General features: G+C 71.0%; 23 protein-coding genes and 1 pseudogene. 16 read left to right on the top strand and 8 right to left on the bottom strand.

The annotated features are described in order from the left end of the window. Positions 1 to 26 precede the first annotated feature (26 nt). Both ACLQ2U_RS00580 and ACLQ2U_RS00575 read left to right on the top strand, forming a co-directional pair. Positions 27 to 956 carry a hypothetical protein gene (locus tag ACLQ2U_RS00580; protein WP_425748500.1) on the top strand — a complete coding sequence of 310 codons (930 nt, stop codon included), beginning with the start codon at positions 27 to 29 and terminating at the stop codon, positions 954 to 956. Positions 957 to 1,074: 118 nt separating this feature from the next. Then, positions 1,075 to 2,433: a DNA methyltransferase gene (locus ACLQ2U_RS00575; RefSeq protein ID WP_425748499.1), complete on the top strand. Its 1,359-nt coding sequence runs from the start codon at positions 1,075 to 1,077 to the stop codon at positions 2,431 to 2,433. Positions 2,434 to 3,079: 646 nt separating this feature from the next. On the opposite strand, the pseudogene ACLQ2U_RS00570 reads toward ACLQ2U_RS00575, so the two are convergent. After that, positions 3,080 to 3,642 (bottom strand): annotated as a pseudogene (locus tag ACLQ2U_RS00570) (helicase-related protein). A gap of 253 nt (positions 3,643 to 3,895) precedes the next feature. Next, positions 3,896 to 4,381, bottom strand: a complete 486-nt coding sequence (locus ACLQ2U_RS00565) for a carboxymuconolactone decarboxylase family protein (protein WP_425748498.1) — start codon at positions 4,379 to 4,381, stop codon at positions 3,896 to 3,898. A gap of 167 nt (positions 4,382 to 4,548) precedes the next feature. Between ACLQ2U_RS00565 and ACLQ2U_RS00560 the strand changes: the two genes are divergently transcribed. From ACLQ2U_RS00560 to ACLQ2U_RS00550, 3 genes are all read left to right on the top strand, one after another. Next, entirely contained in the window at positions 4,549 to 5,490 is a 942-nt protein-coding gene (locus ACLQ2U_RS00560) for an RNA polymerase sigma-70 factor (protein WP_425748497.1), read from the top strand. A gap of 95 nt (positions 5,491 to 5,585) precedes the next feature. Continuing rightward, positions 5,586 to 5,831, top strand: coding sequence for a toxin HicA (locus tag ACLQ2U_RS00555; protein WP_425748496.1), 246 nt, complete (start codon positions 5,586 to 5,588; stop codon positions 5,829 to 5,831). Beyond that, on the top strand, positions 5,831 to 6,175 hold the full coding sequence (locus ACLQ2U_RS00550) for a type II toxin-antitoxin system HicB family antitoxin (RefSeq protein ID WP_425748495.1): 345 nt from the start codon (positions 5,831 to 5,833) through the stop codon (positions 6,173 to 6,175). The genes ACLQ2U_RS00555 and ACLQ2U_RS00550 overlap by 1 nt, the downstream gene beginning before the upstream one ends. Positions 6,176 to 6,184: 9 nt before the next feature. Here the strand turns inward: ACLQ2U_RS00550 and ACLQ2U_RS00545 are convergent, their stop codons facing one another. Continuing rightward, entirely contained in the window at positions 6,185 to 7,864 is a 1,680-nt protein-coding gene (locus ACLQ2U_RS00545; RefSeq protein ID WP_425748494.1) for a DNA repair helicase XPB, read from the bottom strand. 174 nt (positions 7,865 to 8,038) lie between these two features. Between ACLQ2U_RS00545 and ACLQ2U_RS00540 the strand changes: the two genes are divergently transcribed. Continuing rightward, a complete protein-coding gene (locus tag ACLQ2U_RS00540) occupies positions 8,039 to 8,941 on the top strand; it encodes a L,D-transpeptidase family protein (protein WP_425748493.1) in 903 nt (300 codons plus the stop codon). A 101-nt stretch (positions 8,942 to 9,042) separates the two neighbouring features. Beyond that, positions 9,043 to 9,291, top strand: coding sequence for a hypothetical protein (locus ACLQ2U_RS00535; RefSeq protein WP_425748491.1), 249 nt, complete (start codon positions 9,043 to 9,045; stop codon positions 9,289 to 9,291). Between the two features lie 4 nt (positions 9,292 to 9,295). Here the strand turns inward: ACLQ2U_RS00535 and ACLQ2U_RS00530 are convergent, their stop codons facing one another. After that, the gene (locus ACLQ2U_RS00530) at positions 9,296 to 11,758 is read right to left on the bottom strand and encodes a helicase-associated domain-containing protein (RefSeq protein WP_425748490.1); all 2,463 of its coding nucleotides are present in this window, start codon (positions 11,756 to 11,758) and stop codon (positions 9,296 to 9,298) included. A 93-nt stretch (positions 11,759 to 11,851) separates the two neighbouring features. Between ACLQ2U_RS00530 and ACLQ2U_RS00525 the strand changes: the two genes are divergently transcribed. Together ACLQ2U_RS00525 and ACLQ2U_RS00520 are read left to right on the top strand one after the other, a co-directional pair. Next, positions 11,852 to 12,475, top strand: a complete 624-nt coding sequence (locus ACLQ2U_RS00525; protein WP_425748488.1) for an HAD family hydrolase — start codon at positions 11,852 to 11,854, stop codon at positions 12,473 to 12,475. Positions 12,476 to 12,503: 28 nt separating this feature from the next. Continuing rightward, positions 12,504 to 12,890 carry a cold-shock protein gene (locus ACLQ2U_RS00520; RefSeq protein WP_425748486.1) on the top strand — a complete coding sequence of 129 codons (387 nt, stop codon included), beginning with the start codon at positions 12,504 to 12,506 and terminating at the stop codon, positions 12,888 to 12,890. Here ACLQ2U_RS00520 and ACLQ2U_RS00515 read toward each other — a convergent pair. Further along, positions 12,851 to 13,681, bottom strand: coding sequence for a 1,4-dihydroxy-6-naphthoate synthase (locus tag ACLQ2U_RS00515; protein ID WP_425748485.1), 831 nt, complete (start codon positions 13,679 to 13,681; stop codon positions 12,851 to 12,853). The two genes, ACLQ2U_RS00520 and ACLQ2U_RS00515, sit on opposite strands and share 40 nt — an antisense overlap. 423 nt (positions 13,682 to 14,104) lie before the next feature. Here ACLQ2U_RS00515 and ACLQ2U_RS00510 point away from each other — a divergent pair, with 423 nt between their 5' ends. After that, a complete protein-coding gene (locus ACLQ2U_RS00510) occupies positions 14,105 to 15,004 on the top strand; it encodes a GNAT family N-acetyltransferase (protein WP_425748483.1) in 900 nt (299 codons plus the stop codon). On the opposite strand, the gene ACLQ2U_RS00505 is transcribed toward ACLQ2U_RS00510, so the two are convergent. Beyond that, entirely contained in the window at positions 14,967 to 15,617 is a 651-nt protein-coding gene (locus ACLQ2U_RS00505) for a futalosine hydrolase (protein ID WP_425748481.1), read from the bottom strand. The genes ACLQ2U_RS00510 and ACLQ2U_RS00505 overlap by 38 nt on opposite strands. Then, entirely contained in the window at positions 15,614 to 17,317 is a 1,704-nt protein-coding gene (locus ACLQ2U_RS00500) for an MFS transporter (RefSeq protein ID WP_425748479.1), read from the bottom strand. The genes ACLQ2U_RS00505 and ACLQ2U_RS00500 overlap by 4 nt, the downstream gene beginning before the upstream one ends. A gap of 87 nt (positions 17,318 to 17,404) precedes the next feature. Between ACLQ2U_RS00500 and ACLQ2U_RS00495 the strand changes: the two genes are divergently transcribed. After that, on the top strand, positions 17,405 to 18,244 hold the full coding sequence (locus ACLQ2U_RS00495; protein WP_425748477.1) for a DUF3027 domain-containing protein: 840 nt from the start codon (positions 17,405 to 17,407) through the stop codon (positions 18,242 to 18,244). A 4-nt stretch (positions 18,245 to 18,248) separates the two neighbouring features. Here ACLQ2U_RS00495 and ACLQ2U_RS00490 read toward each other — a convergent pair whose 3' ends face one another. Beyond that, positions 18,249 to 18,506 (bottom strand): DUF2530 domain-containing protein, encoded by a 258-nt coding sequence (locus ACLQ2U_RS00490; RefSeq protein ID WP_425748475.1) that lies wholly within the window; start codon positions 18,504 to 18,506, stop codon positions 18,249 to 18,251. A gap of 90 nt (positions 18,507 to 18,596) precedes the next feature. Here ACLQ2U_RS00490 and ACLQ2U_RS00485 point away from each other — a divergent pair, with 90 nt between their 5' ends. From ACLQ2U_RS00485 to thpR, 5 genes are all read left to right on the top strand, one after another. Then, positions 18,597 to 20,075: an NCS2 family permease gene (locus ACLQ2U_RS00485; protein WP_425748473.1), complete on the top strand. Its 1,479-nt coding sequence runs from the start codon at positions 18,597 to 18,599 to the stop codon at positions 20,073 to 20,075. A gap of 64 nt (positions 20,076 to 20,139) precedes the next feature. Next, a complete protein-coding gene (locus ACLQ2U_RS00480) occupies positions 20,140 to 20,589 on the top strand; it encodes a MarR family winged helix-turn-helix transcriptional regulator (RefSeq protein WP_425748471.1) in 450 nt (149 codons plus the stop codon). A 71-nt stretch (positions 20,590 to 20,660) separates the two neighbouring features. Beyond that, positions 20,661 to 21,947, top strand: a complete 1,287-nt coding sequence (locus ACLQ2U_RS00475; protein ID WP_425748469.1) for an MFS transporter — start codon at positions 20,661 to 20,663, stop codon at positions 21,945 to 21,947. 180 nt (positions 21,948 to 22,127) lie between these two features. Further along, a complete protein-coding gene (locus tag ACLQ2U_RS00470) occupies positions 22,128 to 22,643 on the top strand; it encodes a hypothetical protein (protein ID WP_425748467.1) in 516 nt (171 codons plus the stop codon). Then, positions 22,640 to 23,218, top strand: coding sequence for an RNA 2',3'-cyclic phosphodiesterase (gene thpR / locus ACLQ2U_RS00465; RefSeq protein WP_425748465.1), 579 nt, complete (start codon positions 22,640 to 22,642; stop codon positions 23,216 to 23,218). The genes ACLQ2U_RS00470 and thpR overlap by 4 nt, the downstream gene beginning before the upstream one ends. Positions 23,219 to 23,304 lie beyond the last annotated feature (86 nt).

Raw genomic sequence — 23,304 nt, 5'->3', positions numbered from 1 at the left:
ACTCGGGGAGGGCAATTGATAACGCCATGCATGCCGAACGCCCCGCAAAGGCGGCAATCCGTGCGTTGTGGGTCGAGGTAGTACGCAGAAGAAAGGCAGAGCTACCACAATCCGTGCCTTTCTATCTGACACTGCCCGGGGCAGCGGGTCTTGACTTGAAGCTACTTATCGAGGAAGGCTTGATCGCGGTAACAGAATCGGGCGCGATTGCGGAAGCCGACAATATGCGCGTGATCGCGGTCGAGAAGGATTCGATGGCCGTCCTCGATCTGCAGATCAACTTCCTGGGCCTGAAGATTATCGAGAATGACTTTTACAACGGCTTGCATGGTTTTAGCCAGATCGCGTTCCCTTCTGGGAAAGACCGGGCAACTTTCACCGCCGGCGTCATCAATCTCGACCTCAACGATCCGATCGTCTACAAGAATGGGCTCTTTCCCGTCGTAGAAGCAGTTGTCAAGATTGCAAGCCTCCAAGCAGCCGCTACCCCACGTCACGACTGGACCCTCTTGCTTACCGCGCAGGGAGAAATCCCTTGGCCGCAAGAGGTTCAAGAAGAGGCTCAACGCTTTCTTGATGAACAATGCCGGCTCTGCCCGGAGTTCGACACCGGGTGCAAGCGTCTTTTCGGTGACCCCCTGTACGGACAGGTGCGGGACGAAGAGCCCTTCGAGATGGCTTCATGTCGAACGATAGAGCAGCAGCTGCTGCTTATGGCGTTTATTCCAGCGAAGCTAGCTGGACGGGTCTACAACACGGGCTGGAGGGTTGACACGGTAAGGATCCTGCGCTACGGCGGTGAGCTAGGCGCGGCTCCCATGGCCACCTGGATCTTGGACTTCTGCTGGGATCATCGAGCCTCGAGCACCCCGAACGAAGTGCTGATGACAGCCCTGCGTCGTGCCTTGGACCGGGTCGGGTATGTCACAGCGGAAGGAGATCTCGTAGACGTTTAGATGATCAGGCCTGTGACCAGGCATGACGCGGACGGCTGGGCAGTCAGCAGGGTAGATCTCGACAGACCGAGGATCTATGCTGTCCAGAGATCTCCTATCTTCGAGAAGAGGGATACGAGTGCAGCAGGCTCAGGGTCCAGATCCCTTCTTCACTGTCCACCCAGGAGACTCGCGGGAGCTGGGGACGGTACTTGATCGGGAGTCCGGCGGAGCCTGTCCGCCGATCACCTGCACGATTACCTCCCCGCCCTACGCCGACCTGATCAACTATAGGGTTCCAAATCAGGTCGGTTGGGGCCAGAGCTACACCGAGTACTTGGCGGATTGTCGGGAGATCTTCAAGACCATCCTCGAAAGGACGACCAACGACGGTGCCCTCTGGCTGGTTGCAGACACCATATATGACCAGTCAAAGCGGCCCAGCGCTGTGCGACCGTTGCCCTTCGACCTCGCGCGCGTGGCCGGCGAGGCGGGTTGGACGCTGAGGGACGTTGTCATATGGAAGAAAGACAAGACTCGCCCCTGGTCGGGGAGGGGGCGCCTGCGGAACGTCTTCGAGTACGTTCTCTTCCTAGTGAAGTCCGACCACTATAAATACAACGTCGACAGCCTTCGCGAGACGAAGGAACTGTCTAAATGGTGGGTTCAGTACCCGGAACGGTTTAACCCCCAGGGAAAAGCTCCGACGAATCTCTGGGAGATACCGATTCCCACGCAAGGGACTTGGGCCAACTCCGCAGTTCAGCACGCGTGTCCACTTCCCCCTGACCTAATTGAGAGAATCCTCTTCCTTAGCACCGATCCTGGTGATGTCGTCCTCGATCCATTTGCTGGATCTGGAACCGTCGTTGCGGAAGCTGAGCGTCTCGGCCGGCGAGGCGTGGGAGTAGAACTCAATCCAAAATACGTGGAAGCGTATCGGAGAGTGGTCAGGCCCGAGATTATGCTTCGGCGCGGTGTTGATCAGCTAGCGGAACGTGCGTCAGCTGGGGAACGACTTCGGCAGGACATTCTTCGACTTCGAGCCGTGAAGTACCCCAAGACGATGTGGAAGCAGTTCATTAAGAAGCATCCTGCAAATGCACGGCCCCGTCTTGCTATCTCGTCTCTTCGTAGTGGCGCACCTGAAGTTCTGCGGAACCCGCATCAGCTGATCGACGTCTCCGTAACGTTCGTCTTCGACGGCGATGAGGGTGAGCGTGAGGAGATGGAAAGACTGTTGAAGGAGGTCGCTGCGAATAAGCCGCTGACGGGATTCGGAGTTGCGGGCGAGATCAGGGTCGTTCACTCGGACGAACTTGCCTCTGTAGTGGATGGCGGTCTCTACCTTTACGAGCATGGCCGGACGTGGCGAACATCAGGTCGCGTTACGATGGAGCAGCTGTTGAGCACTCCGGTTTCTCCAAAGACCGGCGGCTACATCCCGATCTCAGCTAACGTTCCTCTAGATCTCGAACCACACAGGTTGTACGCCTAACTGGCTCCCCGGTCGGCGCTTTCTTGCCGCTCTACCGGCATTCGTTGCGTCCCACTACTCAACTCAGACGTGGTGGGATAGCGAAGAGCACCTGGCATCTGCGCTTCCTCGCCGATGGCGGCATGTGCAAGGCGTTGCAGCAAAGGCGCAGGCGTTAAGGGCGATCGCCGGTGATAAGTGGGAAGCCCTTCTGGCCGCGGCGTGGCTGCATGATATCGGCTACGCGCCGAATATCGCCGACACAGGTTTTCATGCCTTGGACGGTGCTAGGTGGGTGGTGCGGCAGGGCCTCGATAGGAGAATTGCGGGCCCAGTTGCTCATCACTCCAGCGCTACCTATGAAGCAAAGGAGCGCGGGCTGGAAAAAGTCTTGATGGCAGAGTTTTGTCCGCGAGGAATCTCCTACGTCGGATGCTCTTTGGTTTGCGAACATGACGACTGGACCCGACGGGCAGGATTGACCGCCGGTGATCGGCTTGCGGAGATCCGCGAAAGGTACGGGGCCCGATCACTAGTCACACGGTTCTGGAGCCGGGCCGAGGAGCCATTACTCGAAGCTTTGGCCCGGCCCCTGGTCAGCGGCGCGAGCGGCCTGCGAAACGGGCCGCTCGGCTGGACCGTCCCCGTGAGCGGGGCGCCGGTCTCCTCAGTCCACGCTCGGGAGCTTCGGGCCGAGGACGTCGTCGGCGTCCACGATGGTGTAGGCGTACCCCTGCTCGGCGAGGAAGCGCTGCCGGTGGGCGGCGTACTCGGTGTCGATGGTGTCCCGGGAGACCACCGTGTAGAGAAGTGCGCCTGCCGCTTGTCGGCCTTGGGTCGCAGCACCCGGCCGAGGCGTTGCGCCTCCTCCTGGCGCGAGCCGAACGTGCCCGACACCTGGATCGCGACTGCCGCCTCCGGCAGGTCGATGGAGAAGTTGCCGACCTTGGAGATGACGAGCGTGCGCAGCTCGCCGGAGCGGAACGCGTCGAAGAGCCGCTCCCGCTCCTTGTTGGTCGTCGAACCCTGGATGATCGGCGCGTCGAGGTATTCGCCGAGCTGGTGCAGTTGGTCGATGTACGCGCCGATTACCAGCACCTGGTCGTCCGGGTGCCGGTCGACCAGCGCCTTCACCACCGGCAGCTTGGTCCGGGCGGTCGCCGCCATCCGGTAGCGCTCCTCGGACTCCGCCGTCGCGTACGTCATCCGCTCGGCATCGGTCAGCGTCACCCGTACCTCGGTGCACTCGGCCGGGGCGATCCAGCCCTGCGACTCGATGTCCTTCCACGGCGCGTCGTACCGCTTGGGGCCGATCAGGCTGAAGACGTCGCCCTCCCGGCCGTCCTCGCGGACCAGGGTGGCGGTCAGGCCGAGCCGGCGGCGGGCCTGGAGGTCCGCGGTGAAAAGGGTTTCTTGGAGGTCGCCAAGGTAAGCGCCGGCCCAGGATCGGATGATCCTGGGCCGGGCCGGATCCGTCTGCGCGTCAGTCGAACGCGGCGGCGAACATGCCGGGCTGATACGAACCACCCCGCTGATGCACGATCACCGCGAGCCGGTTCGCCGCGTTGATCAGGGCGACCAGGGAGACCAGTGCGGCGACCTGGTCGTCGTCGTAGTGCTTGCGTACCTGGGCCCAGGTCTCGTCGGACACGCCCTGGTGGGCGTCGGCGAGCCGGGTGCCCTCTTCGGCGAGCGCCAGCGCGGCCCGCTCGGCCTCGGTGAAGACGGTGGACTCGCGCCAGGCGGCGACCAGGTGGAGCCGGACCGCGGCCTCACCGGCGGCTGCGGCCTCCTTGGTGTGCATGTCGATGCACCAACCGCAGCCGTTGATCTGGCTGGCGCGCAGCGACACCAGCTCCTGCGTGGACTTCGGCAGCGGCGACTGCCGGATCACCATGCCGGCGTTGGCGAACCGCTTGAAGAACTTCATGGCGATCTCGTTGTCGAACATGTTGAATCGGGCGTCCATGGTTCCGTCCTTCACTCGTGGTGTTCGGTTGGACGAACACGAGATGCCGGCGATCAGATCCCTGTGACGGCGCGGCCGGGTGACGGTCGCCACAGCCGGAGGTGTCACACAACGGCGAGGTCCGGCATCTGTTGGGTGACACAGGCGAGAGCGAACGGGAGTCACCCATGGTGGGCACGCCGCAGACCGCAGCCGACGATCGAGGCCGGGGCATCGACCGTGACGACCGCCCGGATCCGGCCACCGAGGTGTTCCTCGCCCATCGCAACCTGCTGTTCACCGTCGCGTACGAGATGCTCGGTTCGGCCGCCGACGCGGAGGACGTCCTCCAGGAGACGTGGTTGCGGTGGACGGGCGTCGATCTCGGCACGGTGCGGGATCAGCGTGCCTACCTGGTCCGGATCACCACCCGCCAGGCTCTCGCCCGGCTGCGTACGCTCGGCCGCCGCAAAGAGTCCTACGTCGGCTCCTGGCTGCCCGAGCCGCTGCTCACCGCGCCCGACGTGGCCGAGGACGTCGCGTTGGCCGACAGCGTCTCGATGGCGATGCTGCTGGTGCTGGAGACGCTCGCACCGACCGAACGGGCGGTGTTCGTGCTGCGCGAGGTGTTCGACGTCGGGTACGACGAGATCGCCGAAGCCGTCGACAAGAGCCCGGCCGCGGTCCGCCAGATCGCACACCGGGCACGGGCGCACGTCGCGGCGCGTCGGCCGCGCCGGGTCGTCTCAGCGACCGAGACCCGGTACGCGCTCGATGCGTTCCAACGAGCGGTCGAGACCGGCGATCTGCAGAGCCTGCTCGACATCCTCGCGCCAGAAGTCGTCCTTCTCGGCGACGGTGGCGGAGTCAAGCAGGCCGTCCTGCGGCCCATCGTGGGGGCCGACAAGGTCGCACGCCTGCTGGCCGGCGGCTGGGGCCGGGTCGCCGACATCTCGTCGCTGCGGCCGGCGCAGGTCAATGGCTACCCGGCGCTGATCCTCCAGCTCGACGGCGAGCTCGACACCGTCCTGGCCGTGCGCATCGACGACGGCCTCATCACTGGCCTCTACGCGGTGCGCAATCCCGAGAAGCTGTCGCACATGGAGCGGGAGACCGTCCTGAGCCGCTGAGCCGGCGGGACCGAGCGGCCGGCCGATTCGTCCGCGATCGACGGCATCTGCGGCAGGCGTGGCGAAGTTGGTACCGCATGCAGTACCATTTTTTCGTGCCGTCCGTAGCCAAGCTCGTTGAAGCGATGCGAAGCAACCAGCGGAACGTCGCCTATAACGATCTCTACGGCGTGTGCGAGCACTACTTTGGAAAGCCCCGGCAGGCCGGTACCTCCCACGCGGTGTTCAAGATGCCCTGGGCGGGCGACCCACGCGTCAACATCCAGAACGACAAGGGCAAGGCCAAGGCCTACCAGGTCCGGCAGGTGCTCAAGGCGATCGACAAGAAGGAGGCCATGTGATGCACCCCGAAGCCCGTCCCGAGATCACCCACTACACCTACCGCGTCACCTGGTCCGCCGAGGATGACGAGTTCGTCGCCACCTGCGTCGAGTTCCCGTCGCTCTCCTGGCTTGCGCCGTCGCAGATCGGCGCCCTCCAAGGACTTGAGGATCTGGTGCGTGAGGTGATCGAGGACATGGCGGAGCAGGGTGAGCCGGTGCCACAGCCGTTCGCTGACCGCAGCTACTCGGGCAAGTTCAATCTCCGCGTCGGCGAGAGCCTGCACCGCGAACTCGCCATGCGGGCCGCTGAGGACGGGATGAGCCTCAACCAGTACGTGCTGGGAAAGCTCCGAGCCGCCTGACCAGGCCGGTCAGTCCACGCTCGGCAGCTTCGGCCCCAGCACGTCGTCGGCGTCGATGATCGTGTACGCGTACCCCTGCTCCGCCAGGAACCGCTGCCGGTGCGCCGCGTACTCGGTGTCGATGGTGTCCCGGGAGACCACCGTGTAGAAGTGCGCCTGCCGTCGGTCGGCCTTCGGCCGCAGCACCCGGCCGAGACGCTGCGCCTCCTCCTGGCGGGAGCCGAAGGTGCCGGAGACCTGGATCGCCACCGCCGCCTCGGGCAGGTCGATGGAGAAGTTGCCGACCTTGGAGATGACCAGGGTGCGGACCTCGCCGGAGCGGAACGCGTCGAAGAGCCGCTCCCGCTCCTTGTTGGTCGTCGAACCCTGGATGATCGGCGCGTCGAGGTATTCGCCGAGCTGGTGCAGCTGGTCGATGTACGCGCCGATCACCAGCACCTGGTCGTCCGGGTGCCGGTCGACCAGCGCCTTCACCACCGGCAGCTTGGTCCGGGCGGTCGCCGCCATCCGGTAGCGCTCCTCGGACTCCGCCGTCGCGTACGTCATGCGCTCCGCGTCGGTCAGGGTCACCCGTACCTCGGTGCACTCGGCCGGGGCGATCCAGCCCTGCGACTCGATGTCCTTCCACGGCGCGTCGTACCGCTTGGGGCCGATCAGGCTGAACACGTCGCCCTCCCGGCCGTCCTCGCGGACCAGCGTCGCCGTCAGCCCTAGCCGGCGACGGGCCTGGAGGTCCGCGGTGAACCGGAAGATCGGCGCGGGCAGCAGGTGGACCTCGTCGTAGACGACCAGGCCCCAGTCGCGGGCTCCGAACAGGTCCAGGTGGGTGAACACGCCGCCGCGCCGCGAGGTGAGCACCTGGTACGTCGCGATGGTGACCGGGCGGATCTCCTTGCGCTCGCCGGAGTACTCCCCGATCTCCTCCTCGGTCAGCGAGGTACGCGCGATCAGCTCCCGCTTCCACTGCCTCCCGGCGACCGTGTTGGTCACCAGGATCAGCGTGGTCGCCTTCGCCTCGGCCATCGCCGCCGCGCCGACCAGGGTCTTGCCGGCGCCGCAGGGGAGCACCACCACACCCGACCCGCCGGCCCAGAACGCCTCCACGGCCTCCCGCTGGTACGACCGCAGCGTCCACGGCTTGCGGCCGTCCTTGCCCTGCTCGGCCAGCTCGATCGGGTGCGCCTCGCCGTCGACGTAGCCGGCCAGGTCCTCCGCCGGCCAGCCCAGCTTGAGCAGCGCCTGCTTGAGCCGGCCCCGCTCCGAGGGGTGCACCTGGATGGTGTCGTCGTCGATCTTGTCGCCGAGCATCCCGGCGAGCTTCTTGCTCTTGGCGACCTCGATCAGCACCACCCGGTCCAGGGCGCGCAGCACCAGGCCGTGCGCCGGGTCGTTGGCGAGCTGGAGCCGGCCGTACCGGTCCATGGTCTCGGCCACGTCGACCAGCAGCCCGTGCGGCACCGGGTAGCGGGAGTACTTGATCAGCGTGTCGACCACGCCCTCGGCGTCGTGCCCGGCGGCGCGGGCGTTCCACAGCCCGAGCGGGGTGAGCCGGTAGGTGTGCACGTGCTCGGGAGAGCGCTCCAGCTCGGCGAAGGGGGCGATCGCCATCCGGCAGGCCTGCGCGTCGGGGTGGTCGATCTCCAGCAGCAGGGTCTTGTCGGACTGCACGATCAGTGGTCCACCGCTCACGCCAGCGTCCTCTCCTTGAAGCTCCGGGTCGTCGGCCGCCTCGCGCGACACCCGCCGCAGGCCGACCATCCAGTGTTGCACGTACCCGGGTGGCCACCGAAAATTGCGCACCGGACGCAACCGTCCCGGTGCGCCGAACGTCTTGCAAGGTGACGGACGACCCGGGGAGACCGCATGAGCATCAAACGTTTCATTACTCGGGTCGCCGCCCTGGTGGTGGTCACGCTGGTCGGCGCCGGTGGGTGCGCGTTCGATCCGCAGGCCGATCCGGGTGGCACTGGAGGAGGGCCCGCCCCGGTCGGCAACGCGGAACAGGCAACGGGGGCGAGCGGCACCTCCCTGCCCGACCAGCTGACCCGGCCGACCGCGGCGACGACCACCCCGAGGGCCAGGGCGACCGCCGGGTCGACGCCCCTCCGCGCCACGACCTCGCCGATCCCGTCCACCGGGCGCCCGCAGAAACACCCGACGCCGTCCCAACGGACCCGCTGCGAGCAGGGCGAGCACCAGCGCGACGTCGAGACGTACCTGGCCAAGTTGGGTGGCTTCGGCTCGGTCACCGTCGACGGCCGGCAGTCGGACGCCGACTGCGCCGCGATCAAGAAGTTCCAGCGGCGGTACGCCATTCGTCCCGCCGCCGGCCGCGCCGGCTCTTTGACGTACGACGTGGCGAAGCGGTTGGCGACCAGCAGCCCCGCGCGGTGCAACGCCGGCGCGGGCACCACCTTCTGCGTCGACCTCACCCGGCAGACGACCTGGGTGATGAGGGACGGCAAGGTGGTCGCCGGGCCGACCGTCACCCGCACCGGGATGGCCGGCTACGCCACCCCCGCCGGCACCTACCAGGTCAACTCCCGCAACCTCAGGGAGTGGTCCGACCCGTACGACGTCTGGCTGCCGTACTGGCAGCGCTTCAACGGCGGCATCGGCTTCCACGAGACCACCACCTACCTGCACACCTCCTCGATCGGCTCACACGGCTGCGTCAACCTGCTGCACGCCGACGCGGTGCGCTGGTGGGAGTTGGGCAAGGTGGGCGCCCGGGTCAAGCTCTTCGGCCGCCGTCCCGGCACCTGAGCCGCCACGGCGTACGGGCGGATCAGGGTTTTCGCCCCTGTCCGCGCCGGCCGCCGGATGCCACCCTGGAGGGCAGGGCCGGACGGGGCGGGAGGGCTGGCATGACCGTCGACCGCGAAGTGATCGCCGACGACGCGACACCCGACAGGCGAGCGGCGGCCGACGAGGTCTCCACGGCGACGGTGGTCGGCTACGCCGTCGCCGCCGCCGCTCTCGTCGGCTGGTTCCTCTTCGGTTGGCTGGTGCAGCGGCAGGGCTTCATCGCCTCGGTCGGCGAGACGGCGGGCGCCGGGTTCGGGCTGCTGCTCGCCGTCTCCGTGATCGGCACCGTGCGCCGCAGCCGCCGCTGAGCGGTCAGTCCTCCCGCACCGCCGCGGTGATCCGGTGCAGGGCGAAGGTGTGCAGCATCTCGGTCCGGTCGTCCTCCGCGCGCAGGTAACCGGCGCCGATGGAGACCGGCCGGAGCAGCCGCGACGCGGTCGCCCCGTGTGCGTCGACATACCCCACCCAGACCAGCGCCTTGTCCCGGACGGCCTGCTGCAGCACGGCCAGAGCCTCGCTGTGACCGTGCGCCGGCATCCGGCCGGCGGCCGCCGCGCCGCCGCGGACCACCGCCGGGGCGCGCCGGGCGGCCCGCGCCGCCGCGTCGCCCCGCCGGATCTGCTCCACCACGCCGAGCAGCCGCGGCATGGCCAGCTTCGGCGTCGCCAGCGGGTCGAGGGCGCGGGTGGTCACCGGCACCCGGGCGGGCGCCCGCCGGGTCTTCGGCCGCGAGAGCACCGCCGCGCCGCTGGCGTCCTCCGGCACCGGCGCGTACCCGGCGTCGCGCAACGCGATCAGCATCCGCTGCACCTGGTACGGGGTGGCCAGCACCGTCGGGGCCAGCCGCCGGAACGCCAGCGGTTCCAGCCGCCGGTCGGCGAGCACCTCGGCGAGCAGCGCCTCGTCGTCGCTGCGCACGTACCCGCCGGCGGAGCCGACGCGCAGCCCGCCGTGCTTGCGCGCCACGTCGTCCACCAGGTAGGTCAACCCCTGCGGCACCGGGGTACGCGACCGGCGGCGGAAGAGCGCGTGCAGGTCGTCGGCGGTGTAGCCGGCGTCCAGGGCGCGCCGCACGCTGGCCGTGGTGACCCGGTGCACGCTGGCCCCGCCGGCCGACTCGTGCTCGGCGATCACGTCCAGCTCGCCGGCGAGGGCCGGGTCCGGCGGACCCGGCACCACCACGCTCAGGTCGGCCTGCACCAGGAAGTGGTCGACCGGGGCGGGGAGCAGGGCGTCCAGCGCCCGGACCGCTCTGGACGGGTCGCCGCTCTCGGCGTCGGTGCGCAGGCCGAGCGGGTCGTCCGCGCCGCGCTCGTCGGCGTCGGTGACGTCGGCCAGCAGCAGCCGCCCGTACGAGGTGAGCGCGCCGAGCCCGGTCACGCCCAACTGGGCCGCCTCGGTCAGCACCTCCCGGTGCGCGGCCTCCCGCCCCCGGCTGCGCCGCGGCGCCCGCCAGTCGAGCAGCTCCAGCACCTCCTCCGGGGTCGGCGCGGTGGCCGGCTCCAGGTCGGCCAGCACCCCGAGCACCGCCCGCCGGGCGGCCGGCGCGCCGGCCCGTTCCGCCTCGGCGGAGAGCACGCTGATCGGCCGGTCCCGGTCGTCGCGCTGACCGACCAGGCCCACCTGCCGGCTCATGGTCAGCCAGGCGCGGGCGAGCTGTTCCCAACGGTGGGCCAGCGACATCGCCCGCCACACCTCGTACCCGCCGGTGGGCAGCACCTGCTGGTCGGCGCCGTACCGGGTGGTGGTGGCCCCGGGCAGGTCCAGCTCCCCGACCAGCCCCGCCGCGTACGCCACCTCGAACAGCAGCGCGGTGGTCGCCTCGTCCAGCCCCAGCGTGCGGGCCAGCCGGCGCAGGTCGCGTACCCCGACACCGCCCGAGCGCAGCACCGGCGCCGGCTCGGCGGCCAGGCTCTCCAGCAGCGCCTCGGTGTGCCGTACCACCTCCATGGCCTGCCCGGCCCCGGCGGAGTCGACGGCCTTCGGCTCGCGCGGCGCGGCCGCCACCGGCGGCGGGCTGGTCCGCAGCGGGCCGAGCGGCCCGCTGTCCCGGCGCAGCAGGAGCGCCACCTCGCGGGGCAGCTCCACGGTGCCGGCGGAGACCAGCACCAGCAGCCGGGCGTCGACCAGCCAGCGCACCGGCGAGCCGGTCGGCGCGCCCCCGTTGGTGGCGTCCGGGGGGAGGTCGTCCTCCGCGCCGACCGCCGGCGCCCGCAGCGCGCCCGCCGGCACGCTGCCCACCGGCGGGCCGGCGGCCAGGCGGTCCAGGATCGCCCGGGCCGAGGGGGGAGCGGCGAGCAGCGTGCGCCGCAGCTTCGCCGGGTCCGCGCAGACCGCGGCCGTCCGCGGGTCCAGGTCCGCCGCCGGCCGGCCCAGCCCTGCCGGGTACGGGGCGACCTCGTCCACGCTGCCGGCGACGCGCAGCGCGTGCCCCGGGCCGTACAGCAGGAAGAGCGCGCGCAGCTTGTCGACCGCGGACCGGACGGTGGTCGGCGCCGGCGGGCGCGGCCCGGCGGTGGCCATGGCGAGCACCGCCTCGGTGGAGGTGGTGCCGTCCTCCGGGTGCCGGGTGAGCCGGGCGGCATCGAGGATCAGGAGGGTGAACTGGTCCAGCCCGTCCAGCGCGCGGGCCACCGACACCCGCGACTCGGCCCGGAGGGCGAGCGCGGAGACGTCGGCCGGCACCGGCACGACGAGGTCGGGCCGCAGTCGGAGCAGGGCGGCGAGCGACGCGTCGGGCAGGGCGCGCAGGTGGTCGGCGAGTGAGGTGGTCATCGTCGTTCCACGCTAGCCCGGCGCGGGGCACTCCCGCCCCTCTGACGTCCGGCTCGCCGGGGTTGGCCGGGGTTGGCCGGGTACGTTCTCAGGATGTCTGCGCTGATGGTCGGGTTCGACCTCGACATGACCCTGGTCGACTCCCGCCCCGGGATCGCGGCCACCTACCGGGCGCTGACCGCCCTGACCGGGGTGCCCGTGGACGCCGAGCTCGCCGTGTCCCGGCTGGGGCCGCCGTTGCGCACCGAGATCGGGCTCTGGTTCCCGCCGGAGGGGGTCGAGGAGGCGGTCCGGATCTACCGCGAGCTCTACCCGGCGTACGCGATCACGCCGACCGTCCCGTTGCCCGGCGCCCGGCAGGCGGTCGACGCCGTGCACGCCCTCGGCGGCCGGGTGATGGTGGTGACCTCGAAGATCGGTCGGCTGGCCCGGCTGCACCTGGACCACCTCGGCCTGGCCGTCGACGAGCTGGCCGGCGACCTGTTCGCCGAGGAGAAGGCGACCGCGCTGCGCGAGCACGGCGCCGGGCTCTACGTGGGCGACCACGTGGCGGACATGACGGCGGCCGGGGCGGCCGGGATCCCGGGCATCGGGGTGGCGACCGGCCCGTGTACGGAGGACGAGCTGCGGGCCGCCGGGGCGAACCTGGTGCTCGACGACCTCACCGGATTCCCGGCGGCGCTGGACCGGATCATCGGGCTAGCCTTGGAGCAGTAGACGTCTCAAGTGAAGCAGGGGTTCTCAGGTGCCGACGGGTCGAGTGAAGTGGTATGACACGGCCAAGGGATACGGGTTCGTCACCAGTGACGAGGGTGGCGACGTGTTCCTGCCCAAGGGCGCGCTGCCGGCGGATGTCACCGACCTCAAGGGCGGCCAGCGGATCGACTTCAGCGTGGTGGACAGCCGTCGGGGCGCCCAGGCGATGGGGGTCAAGCTGCTGGACGCCCCGCCGTCGATGGCGGAGCTGCGCCGGCGGCCGGCCGAGGAGCTGCACGGCCTGGTCGAGGACATGATCAAGGTGCTGGAGGCGAAGGTCCAGCCGGACCTGCGCCGGGGCCGTTACCCGGACCGGAAGACCGCGCAGAAGATCGCTCAGCTGGTCCACGCGGTGGCGCGCGAGCTGGAGGTCTGAGGGATCAGCCCGGCGTCGGCGGCCCGGCCGAGCAGCGCCTCCACGGCGGCGAACCCCGCGTCCCCCAGGTCCGCGGTGAACTCGTTGACGTAGAGGCCGATGTGCCGGTCCACCACGTCGGGCTCCATCTCCTGCGCGTGGGCGAGCACGTAGTCGCGGCTCGCGGCCGGGTCCGCCCACGCCTGGCGGACGGACTCGCGGATCCAGCCGGCGGCCTCGACCGGGTCGACGGCGCCCTTGCGGGCCAGGATCGCGCCGAGCGGGATCGGGAGGCCGGTGTCGGCCTCCCACCACTCGCCGAGGTCGACCAGCGCGGTCAACCCGTGCCGCGGATAGGTGAACCGGGCCTCGTGGATGACCAGCCCGGCGTCGTACGTCCCGGCGGCGACGGCGGGCATGATCTCGTGGAACGGCACCACCTCGATCCGGGCCGGTGGCCGCTGCGCCGACCAGAGCCGGAAGAGCAGGTACGCGGTGGTCCGGTCACCGGGCACCGCCACGGTGGCCCCGCTCAGGTCGGTGCGGTCGCCGCGGGTGAGCACCAGCGGGCCGCAGCCCCGGCCGAGCGCCCCGCCGCAGGGCAGCAGGTGGTAGTCGTCGAGCAGCCACGGCAGCGCCGCGTAGCTCACCTTCACCAGGTCGAACGCGCCCCGCTCGGCGGCGGTGTTGGTGACGTCCACGTCCGCGTAGGTCACCTCGACCGGCGGTGCGCCGGGCACCCGGCCGTGCACCAGGGCGTCGAAGACGAACGTGTCGTTGGGGCAGGGCGAGATCGCCAGGGTGAGCACCACGCTCCCACGGTATCCCCGCCCGCAGCCCCGGCCCGCCCCGCCCGCCCGGCTGTGACCCCGCCCAGCCGGCGGTGACCCCGCCCGGCCGCAGCCCTCGGCCCACCGGCTCGGCTCGGCCCAGCGGCTCGGCCCAGGGGCCCGGCCCACCGGTCGTCCGCCATGCCCTGGCGGCCCGTCGGCCCGTCCCTGGCGGCGGCGGTCGGGAGACGACCCTCCGGTGACTCGCTACAAAGCTGATGACGTGCACGAATCGAGGCCGGGGTGACACCGACGGCTTCCCCGGAGCCCGATGCATTGCCGTAATCAGCTTTGTAGCGTGTCTCCGGCCGACTTCATCCCCAGCTCCGCCGTTCTCCACAGGGTTATCCACAGGTAGGCCGGAGGGTGTTGAAGACGGCTGCGGCGGCATCGAGCATGGTGCGGGTGAGCGACGCCGTGCCGCAGGCCGATCTGGGTGCCATGCTTCGGGCGATCCGCCGCGCCGCCGACCTGAGTCAGCGCGAACTGGCCGCGAAGTCCGGGGTGCCGCAGGCCACCATCGCCCGGATCGAGTCGGGTGCAGTGGCCGACCCCAGGTTCCGCACCATCGAGCGTCTGGTGCGAGCGGCCTCGGGTCGGATCACGGTGTCGTTTCCACCGGCGTCCGCTGTGGCGACTGGGGACTCGGCGGACGAGGCTGCCGAGGCGACCTGCTCGCCGCCGGCGGTCCCGCACGAGGGATTGCGGGACGCGGCCGGGCGACACTGTCCCGCACACCTCGACGCCCGGGAGGTCCGGGAACCGCGGGACTGGCCAGGCGCCTGGTGGGCGCACTGGTCAAACCTCCCACCCGAGCGCTGGAACGCGAGACTGCCCGCGGCGACGTACGACCAGGACCGGGACAAGCGGGACCGGCGCCGTCGGAACGAAAAGGTCCGGCGTGAGGTCCGGGTACGGCGGTTCACCGGCGGTGGCCTTCCCGGGACGTCCTGGCGGTTCGTGGCCGAACTGCCCGACGGGCAACTCGTCGGTGAGCTGCGGGCGCATGAGCGCAGCGCCGACTTCCTGGGCCGGTACGACCAGGGCGGCCGGCGGGAGATGGTGCTCGACGGCGTGCTGGTCGCCGCCGAGCACCGTGAGCTGGGCATCGGACGCCGGCTGCTCGACGCGTTCGCCGCCGAGATGGATCGGGCCGGGGTCGCCACCGCGCACGCCATCGCCGAGTTCGGCGGTATCGGGTTCCTGCAGGCCTGCGGTTACCGGCCGGAAGCCAGCCGGCCGGAGGCGCTCCGACTCGATCTGCCGGTCAGCGCAGAGCCCGGGCGGCCGCGGCCAGGGCGGTGAGCGCTTCGCGCATCCGCCACGCGTCCCGGTCCCGAGGCCCGATCGGGTTCGAGACGGTCCGCAGCTCGGCGAAGGGGAGGCCGGCCTGCGCGGCGGCGACCGCCACGCCGTACCCCTCCATGGCCTCGGCCACGGCGTCCGGGTGCCGGTCGGCGAGGGCCGCGGTGCTCGCGACCGTGCCGGTCACCGTGCTCACGGTGAGCACCGCGCCGACCATCGCCTCGGGGAGCGCCGCGCGCAGGGCGGCCAGCAGCTCCGGGTCGGCATCGACGGTCGGGCCGCCACCCAGCAGCTCGGGCGGCATGCCCAGCTCGTCGATCGGGAGGAAGCCCTCCGGCGACTCGGCGCCGAGATCGGCCGCGACGCTCCGGGTGCCCAGCACGGTGCCGCCGACCGCCACCCGGCCGGCGAAGCCGCCGGCCACGCCCGCGCTGACCACCGCCCGGTACGGGCGCCCCGCCGCCTCGGCCAGGGTGAGCAGTCGGGCGGTCGCGGCACCGGCGACGGCCGGCCCCACCCCGACCGGGCGGACGGTCACCGTCGGGTCGGCCAGGCCCGCCCGGACCGCCTCCGCCTCGGCGGGCACCGCGGTCAGCACCAGCAGACCGGTCACGACACCGGCCCCTGCGACTCCCGCCGCTGCTCGTCGTCCGTTCCCGACCCACCGACGGCCGAGGACGGCCGGTAGATGTGGTAGCCGGGCGGGGCGAGCCCGGAGTCGTCGCCCCGGCCCGGGGAGCCGTGCCCGGTGGGAGCCGGTGACGTCGGCGCGGCCTTGGCGGCGGCCGCCGTGGCGGCGTCCGCCGGATCCCGCCGGCCGTGGGCGCCGTGCCGGCCGGGCGCCGGCCCGTCCCGGTGGGGCGCGTCCGGGCCCCCGCCGCTGGCGGGCTCGTCGGAGGGCTCGCCCGGGGCGGCCAGCTCGTCGTCGTGCAGCGGGCGGCCGATCAGCCGGTCGGCCCGCAGCCGGCCGGCGACCACGACGCCCCGGACGGCGGCGAGGGTGCCCACCCCGGCGGCGACGGCGATGCCGACCCGCCCGTCGAACGGCACCAGGCCGAGCCCACCGCCGGCCACGAAGGCGAGCATCAGCGCCGTCTCCGAATGGGCGAAGGAGCTGGCCCGCAGTCGCTCCGGGATCCGTTCCTGGATCGAGGCGTCCACCGCCAGCTTGGAGATCCCGCTGGTCAACGCGGCGACCAGACAGAGCGCCGCCACCATCGGCAGGGAGAACTTCAGCGTCGCCAGGATCGCCACCCCGGCAACGATGATCATCGTGCTGGACTGGATCGCCGCCGGCCGGTGGATGCGCAGCCGGGTACCCATCGCGGTGGCCAGGAAGCCACCCACCGCCAGCGCCCCGCCGACCAGGCCCAGCGCGGCCTGGGTGTTTAGCTCGCGGCCGAAGAAGTCGGTGGTCAGGTCGCCCTTCTTCAGCGCGAACGCGAGGAAGAGCAGCAGGAAGCCGTAGAGCGCGCGCGGCGCCGCCGCGCCGATCAGGGTGGCGATGACCAGCCGGCCCGCCGGGCGCCCCCGGCCCAGCGGCCGGTCGCCGTCGCGGCGCAGCGCCCGCAGCGGGTGGGGCACCCGCTCCGGCGGCTCGGAATCCGCCTTGGGCGGCAGCCGCAACGCGATCACCATGCCGACCAGGAAGATCACCGAGGCCACCCGCAGCGGCCACTGCGGCCCGAACCAGAACGCGGCCAGCCCGATCGGGGCCACCAGGGCACCGGCCACCGTGCCGTAGACGCTGGCCCGGGCGCCGACCTGGGAGAGGCCGAGCCCCTCCGGGAGCAGCCGGGGCACGGCCGCCGAGCGGGCCACCCCGTACGCCCGGGAGAGCGCCAGTACGCCGAACGCCGCGGGATAGAGCCCGAAGCCGCCGATGTAGTCGGAGATCAACCAGGCCAGGAACGCCCGACCCAGCATGGTGGTGGCCAGGGCGTACCGGCGGCCGTGCCGGAAGTGGTCGAGCAGCGGGCCGACCACCGGCGCCAGCATCGCGAACGGCACCATCGTGACCAGCAGGTAGAGCGCCACCTTGCTGCGTGCCTCGCCGAGCGGGACGTCGAAGAAGATCGTCCCGGCCAGGCCGATGGCGATCAGCGTGTCCCCGGCGCAGGAGACCGCGTGCAGGTCGAAGAGACGGACCATGCCGACCTCGCCGCCGGCGCCCCTCGTCCGGGCCGACCCGGCCCGCCGGGTCATCCAGCGCCCGCTGCTGACCGAACCCCGGAGCAGCAGGCGGGTGGCGCGGATGCTCGTGCCCACGGTCCGTCCCAGTACGGACCGCCCGGAGCGGGAGAACAGCGGCATGTGCACCATCCTTGCCCATCTGCTCCAGGCATGCCGCAGCACCGGGGGAACACATCATCGGGGAGTGCCTGTCACCCGGCCGCGCGCATGGGGAACAATGGGCGGGTGACCAGGCCCGTCTCCACCCGTGCCGCCCGCCTCGACCAGGTCTGCGCCGCCGCCGTCGAGGTGGCCCGCGCTGGCATCACCGAGGTGGAGCCCGCCGACGTCGGCGACCACCTGCGCGCCGTCGCCGAGGGCGACCGGGTCGTCACGCACTACTTCGAGTGTCTGCTCGCCGGCTACCGCGGCTGGCGGTGGGCGGTCACCGTCACCCGGGTGCCGCGCAGCAAGCACGTCACCATCTGCGAGACGGTGCTGCTGCCCGGCTCGAACGCGCTGCTCGCCCCGGGCTGGCTGCCCTGGCAGGAGCGGCTCAAGCCGGGCGACCTGGGCCCGGGCGACCTGCTCCCCACCCCGCCGGACGACGACCGCCTCGCCCCCGGCTACCTGCTCTCCGACGACCCGGCGGTCGAGGAGACCGCCTGGGAGCTGGGTCTCGGCCGCCCCCGGGTGCTGTCCCGGGAGGGGCGCGCCGAGGCGGCCCAGCGCTGGTACGACGGTGACCACGGCCCCTCCGCGCCGATCTCGGTCGCCGCGCCCGCGGCCGCCCGCTGCGGCACCTGCGGCTTCTACCTCCCGCTGGCCGGCGCGCTGCGGCAGTCCTTCGGCGCCTGCGGCAACTTCTACGCCCCGGACGACGGCCGGGTGGTCAGCGCCGACCACGGCTGCGGTGCGCACTCGGAGACCCTGGTCGAGACCGCGGAGCCCGCGGTCGACGAGATGCCCACGGTCTACGACGACAGCGCGGTCGAGGCGATGTCGGTGAGCCGGGCCCCCGGTTCGGTGGAGGCGGCCGAGCCGGCGGAGCCGTACGGCCACTCCTGACGGATCAGCCCCGTCGGGCGGATTCCCGGCGCCGGCGACGGTGGGCGTCGTGCCGCATCATCACGGCCAGACCGGGAAAGCCCCACAGGAAACCGGCCAGGCATGTCCAGAGCCAGTTCTGGTGCCCGTGCCTGGTCAGCCAGTCACGGAAGAAGATCAGCAGGACCAGGCCGGCCACCGCCCAGGCGATCAGTCCGGCGACCGCGAACGGGACCATCGGCGGGTCGAGCGGCTCGGGCCGCGGCGGTTGCTCCTGTGGCACGGGGCAAAGCGTACGCGATCAACCTTTGCCGGCCGTCCCCTGATCTGGGACGATGCGCGCGACAACGGACGATCACCCTGCGAGGACCTGATGGCCATTGCGCCGCCGGAAAACGGCACTCCGCCCGATCCCGCCCACCCCCGTAACGGATTCGACCGATTCTTCGAGATCTCCGCCCGCGGTTCGACGATGAGCCGCGAGGTACGGGGTGGTCTGGCGACCTTCTTCACGATGGCGTACATCGTGGTGCTGAACCCGCTGATCCTGGGTGGTGCCGTCGACGGCGACGGCAAGAAGCTCTCGATCCCCGCGCTGGCCGCCGCGACCGCCCTGGTCGCCGGCCTGATGACGATGCTGATGGGCGTCGTCGGGCGCTTCCCGATGGCGCTGGCCGCCGGCCTGGGCGTGAACGCGCTGGTCGCGTACGAGATCGCCCCGGAGATGACCTGGGCGGACGCGATGGGCCTGGTGGTCATCGAGGGCGTGATCATCGCGATCCTCGTGCTCACCGGACTGCGGACCGCGGTGTTCCGCTCGGTCCCCACCCAGCTGAAGACGGCGATCGGCGTCGGCATCGGTCTCTTCCTCACCATCATCGGCCTGGTCGACGCCGGCTTCGTCCGGCGCGTCCCGGACGTCGCGAACACCACTGTTCCGGTGGGGCTGGGCATCGGCGGCAAGCTCGTCAGTTGGCCGATGCTGGTCTTCGTGGTCGGCCTGCTGGTGACCCTGGTGCTGGTGGTACGGCGGGTGCGCGGCGCGATCCTGATCGGCATCCTGGTCTCGACGGTGCTGGCGATCATCGTGGAGGCGGTCGCCCACGTCGGGCCGTCCTTCGTCAACGGCAAGCCGAACCCCAAGGGCTGGTCGCTGAACGTGCCGGAGCTGCCCAAGAAGATCGTGGACGTGCCGGACCTGTCCCTGCTGGGCCACTTCAACGTGCTCGACTCGTGGAGCCGGGCCGGCTGGCTGGTCCCGCTGATGTTCGTCTTCACCCTGCTGATCACCGACTTCTTCGACACCATGGGCACCATGGTCGCGATCGGCCAGGAGGGGAGCATGCTCGACGAGCGGGGCACCCCGCCGCGGGCGAAGGAGATCCTGCTGGTCGACTCGATCGCCGCGGCGGCCGGTGGTGCGGCGAGCGTCTCCAGCAACACGTCGTACATCGAGAGCGCCGCCGGTGTCGCGGAGGGTGCCCGGACCGGGGTGGCCAGCCTGGTCACCGGCGGCCTGTTCCTGCTGGCGATGTTCCTCGCGCCGCTGTCCGTGGTGGTGCCGTTCGAGGCGGCCTCGACGGCGCTGGTGGTGGTCGGTTTCCTGATGATGACCGCGGTGCGGACCATCGACTGGACCGACTACGAGATCGCCATCCCGGCGTTCCTCACCATCACCCTGATGCCGTTCACGTACTCGATCTCCAACGGTATCGGCGCCGGTCTCATCACGTACGTGGTGATCAAGCTGGCCAAGGGCAGGGCGCGGGACATCCACCCGCTGCTCTACGGGGTGGCGGCGCTGTTCATCCTGTACTTCCTGCGCGGGCCGATCGAGTCCGCGGTGCACTGACCCCCCTCGTGAGCCTGGTCATATCGCATGTCGTTAGCCAGGCTCATTAGTTAGGCTAACTACTGTGACGGAGCGGACGGTGACGGCGAAACGCGTGCCACCGGCGCAGCTGGCCCCTCAGCTGCGTGATGCGATCACCCGGCTCAACCGGCGGGTCCGACAAGCCCGACCGGTCGGCGACCTCACGGTCACCCAGCTCTCCGCGCTCACCAGCCTCAAGCTGGCGGGCGCGCTGACGCCCCGGGAACTGGCCGACGTGGAGCGGGTGCAGCCGCCGACGATGACCAAGATCGTCGCGAAGTTGGAGGAGCGCGGCCTCGTGCAGCGCACCCCCCATCCGACCGACGGCCGACAGGTCATCCTGGCGGCGACCGAGGGGGGACGGGCCGTGCTCGACCAGTTCGAACGGGTCCGTGACGAGTGGCTGGCCAGCCGGCTGGCCGCGCTCACGGAGGACGAACGCGACACGCTGCGGCGCGCCGCCGAGATCCTCCAGCAGCTCGCCCGAGCCTGACCGCGCCCGTACCGCCGGGTCCGCGCCGTCCGTCGTGGATGACGCGTACCACCCGAGGAGGCGCACCAAGAGTGCAGGCGAAGCTGAGCACGATGTTCCAGTCCCTACAGGTCCGCAACTACCGGCTATTCGCATCCGGGCAGCTGATCAAGCTGATCGGCGTCTGGATGATGTTCATTGCCCAGGACTGGCTCGTCCTCGAGCTCTCCGACAACTCCGCCACCGCGCTCGGTGTGGTCACCGCGCTCCAGTTCACCCCGGTGCTGCTGCTCACCCTGCTCTCCGGCCGGCTCGCCGACCGGTACGACAAGCGCCTGCTGCTCTTCGTCGCCAACGCCTTCTGGACCGTGCTCGCGCTCGGCATGAGCCTGCTGGTGCTCACCGGCCTGGTCCAGCTCTGGCACGTCTTCGCCTTCGCCGCGCTGCTCGGCGTCGCCAACGCGGTGGAGACCCCGGTCCGGCAGGCGTTCGTCTCCGAACTGGTCGGCATGTCGCTGCTGCCCAACGCGCTCTCGCTCAACGCGGCGGTGTTCAACTCCGCCCGGATCATCGGCCCGGCCGTCGCCGGCCTTTCCATCGCCGCCTTCGACGTCGGCCCGGTCTTCCTCTTCACCGCGGTCAGCTCGATCGCCCCGCTGGCCAACGTGGTCCGGATGCGCCCGGCCGAACTGCACCGCAAGGACCTGCCGCCGGTCGGCGAACGCGACTCGGCGAAGGTGGTCGACGGGCTGCGCTACGTCTGGCGCCGCCCCGATCTGCTGCTGCCGATGGTGGTGATGTCGATCATCGGCATGACGCTGTTCAACTTCCAGCTCACCCTCGCCGCGCTGGCCAAGACGGTCTTCCACACCGGGGCCGCCTCCTTCGGCCTGTTCAGCAGCGCGCTGGCGGTCGGCGCGCTGGTCGGGGCGCTCGCCGGCACCGGGCGGCGCAGCCGCCCCTCGGTCTGGCTGGTGCTGGGCGCCGCGGTCGGCTGCGCCACCTTCGGCACCCTGGTCGGGCTCGCCCTGACGTACTGGCTGGTGGTGACCCTGCTCCTGCCGACCGGCTTCTTCATGGTCTACTTCGCCCAGGCGGCCAACCAGCGGGTGCAGCTCGGTGTCGACGCCGCGTTCCGCGGCCGGGTCATGGCGCTCTGGGTGCTGGTCTTCCTCGGCACCAACCCGGTCGGCGCGCCGATCATCGGCTGGGTCGCCGAGACCTACGGCGCGGGGGCGAGCATCTGGATGGGCGGGCTCATCTCGCTGGCCACCGCGCTGCTCGCGCTCACCTGGCAGCTGCGCCGCTCCGGCGCCCGGCTGCGCTTCCGGGTGCTGCCGATGCCCCGCTTCTACGTGGTCTCCTCGCCCGACTGCTGAAAACTGCGACTCCGGCCCACCTCTCCCCGGGGTGGACCGGTTCGCGCCGTCCAATGGGCGGACCGGTTCGCGCCGTCCCATGGGGCGGACCGGTTCGCGCCGTCCAATGGGCGGACCGGTTCGCGTCCGGATACCGGCAATCCGGTGGCGGCGGGTGGGTCGGAGCCTTAGCGTCGATACGTGGAAGGCGCTCGCGCACTGACGCTGGCACTGGCATTCCTCGCCGTGGCGTGCCTGCCGGTGGCGTTCGCCCTGCTCTTCTGCGTCGACGAGATCCTCGACCGGGTGGTCTGCGGGTGGAGCGAGTGGCGCGAGGGGCGACGCGAGCGGCGCACCATCGCCCGGCTGGACCGGGCGATCGAGGCGGACGCCCTCACCCGGGACGTCGACCTGACCCAGCTGGACCGGCCGGAGCGCAAACCCCTCGAACTCATCGCCGCCGACCTGCGCCGCCTCGGCGGGCACCGGCTCGCCGCCGGCGGCCGCTCGGCGGTCTGGCACGGCTCGGTCATCGACGCGTACGACGACCGGCTCCGGGCGGCCTGCCGGGCGCTGGGGATCACCGAGCACATGACCGAGCTGGAGGGTGTCGACCGGGAGATCGAGCGGGTCCGGGTGGAGGGGCTGCTCGAGGCCGCCGGGCTGCCGGTGCCGGCCGCCCGCGCCGGTCGGCGACCGCGTCACCGGCGGGCGTGAGACTCTTCGTCGCGGTCTACCCGCCGCCCGCCGCGCTGGCCGACCTGACCGCCCGGGTGGCCCGGCTGCAGGTCGGTGCCGCCGCCGCGGCCGGGATCAACGTACGCCTCGCCGACCCGGCCAACCTGCACGTCACGCTCGCCTTCCTCGGCGAGGTGGAGGCCGACCGGCTGGTCGAGGTGGAGAGCGTCCTGGGGCTCGCGGCCGAGACGTCCCGGGACGGGCGGGACAGTTCGCCCCGGCTGCGCCTCGGCGGGGGCGGACGGTTCGGCCGGGGGCTCTTCACCGTGCTCTGGGTGGACCTGCTCGGCGAGGTCGAGCCGCTGCACGTGCTGGGCCGGCTGATCCGGATGGGCCTGCGCCGCAACCGCCTCCCGCACGATGAAAAGCCGTTCCGTCCGCACCTGACCATCGCCCGCCCCGGCGACCGGATCGACCGTACCGACGTGGAGGCCGACCGGGTCGCGCTCGCCGACTACGCCGGCCCGGAGTGGCCGGCCACCGAGATGGTCCTGGTCCGCAGTCACCAGGGCCCCCACCCCACGTACGACCGCCTCGCCGCCTGGCCCCTCTAACCCCTCCCTCCCACCCCCTCGCGCGATCTTGCACTTCCTGCCCCCGCAGAAAAGACATATGACGCAGAACAGGGGCGCAAAGTGCA

This window comes from Micromonospora sp. DT47 (assembly GCF_049844475.1).
Taxonomy (GTDB): Bacteria; Actinomycetota; Actinomycetes; order Mycobacteriales; family Micromonosporaceae; genus Micromonospora.
The sequence above is the reverse complement of the archived record's forward strand: the minus strand, read 5'-3'. Positions and strand labels throughout refer to the sequence as shown.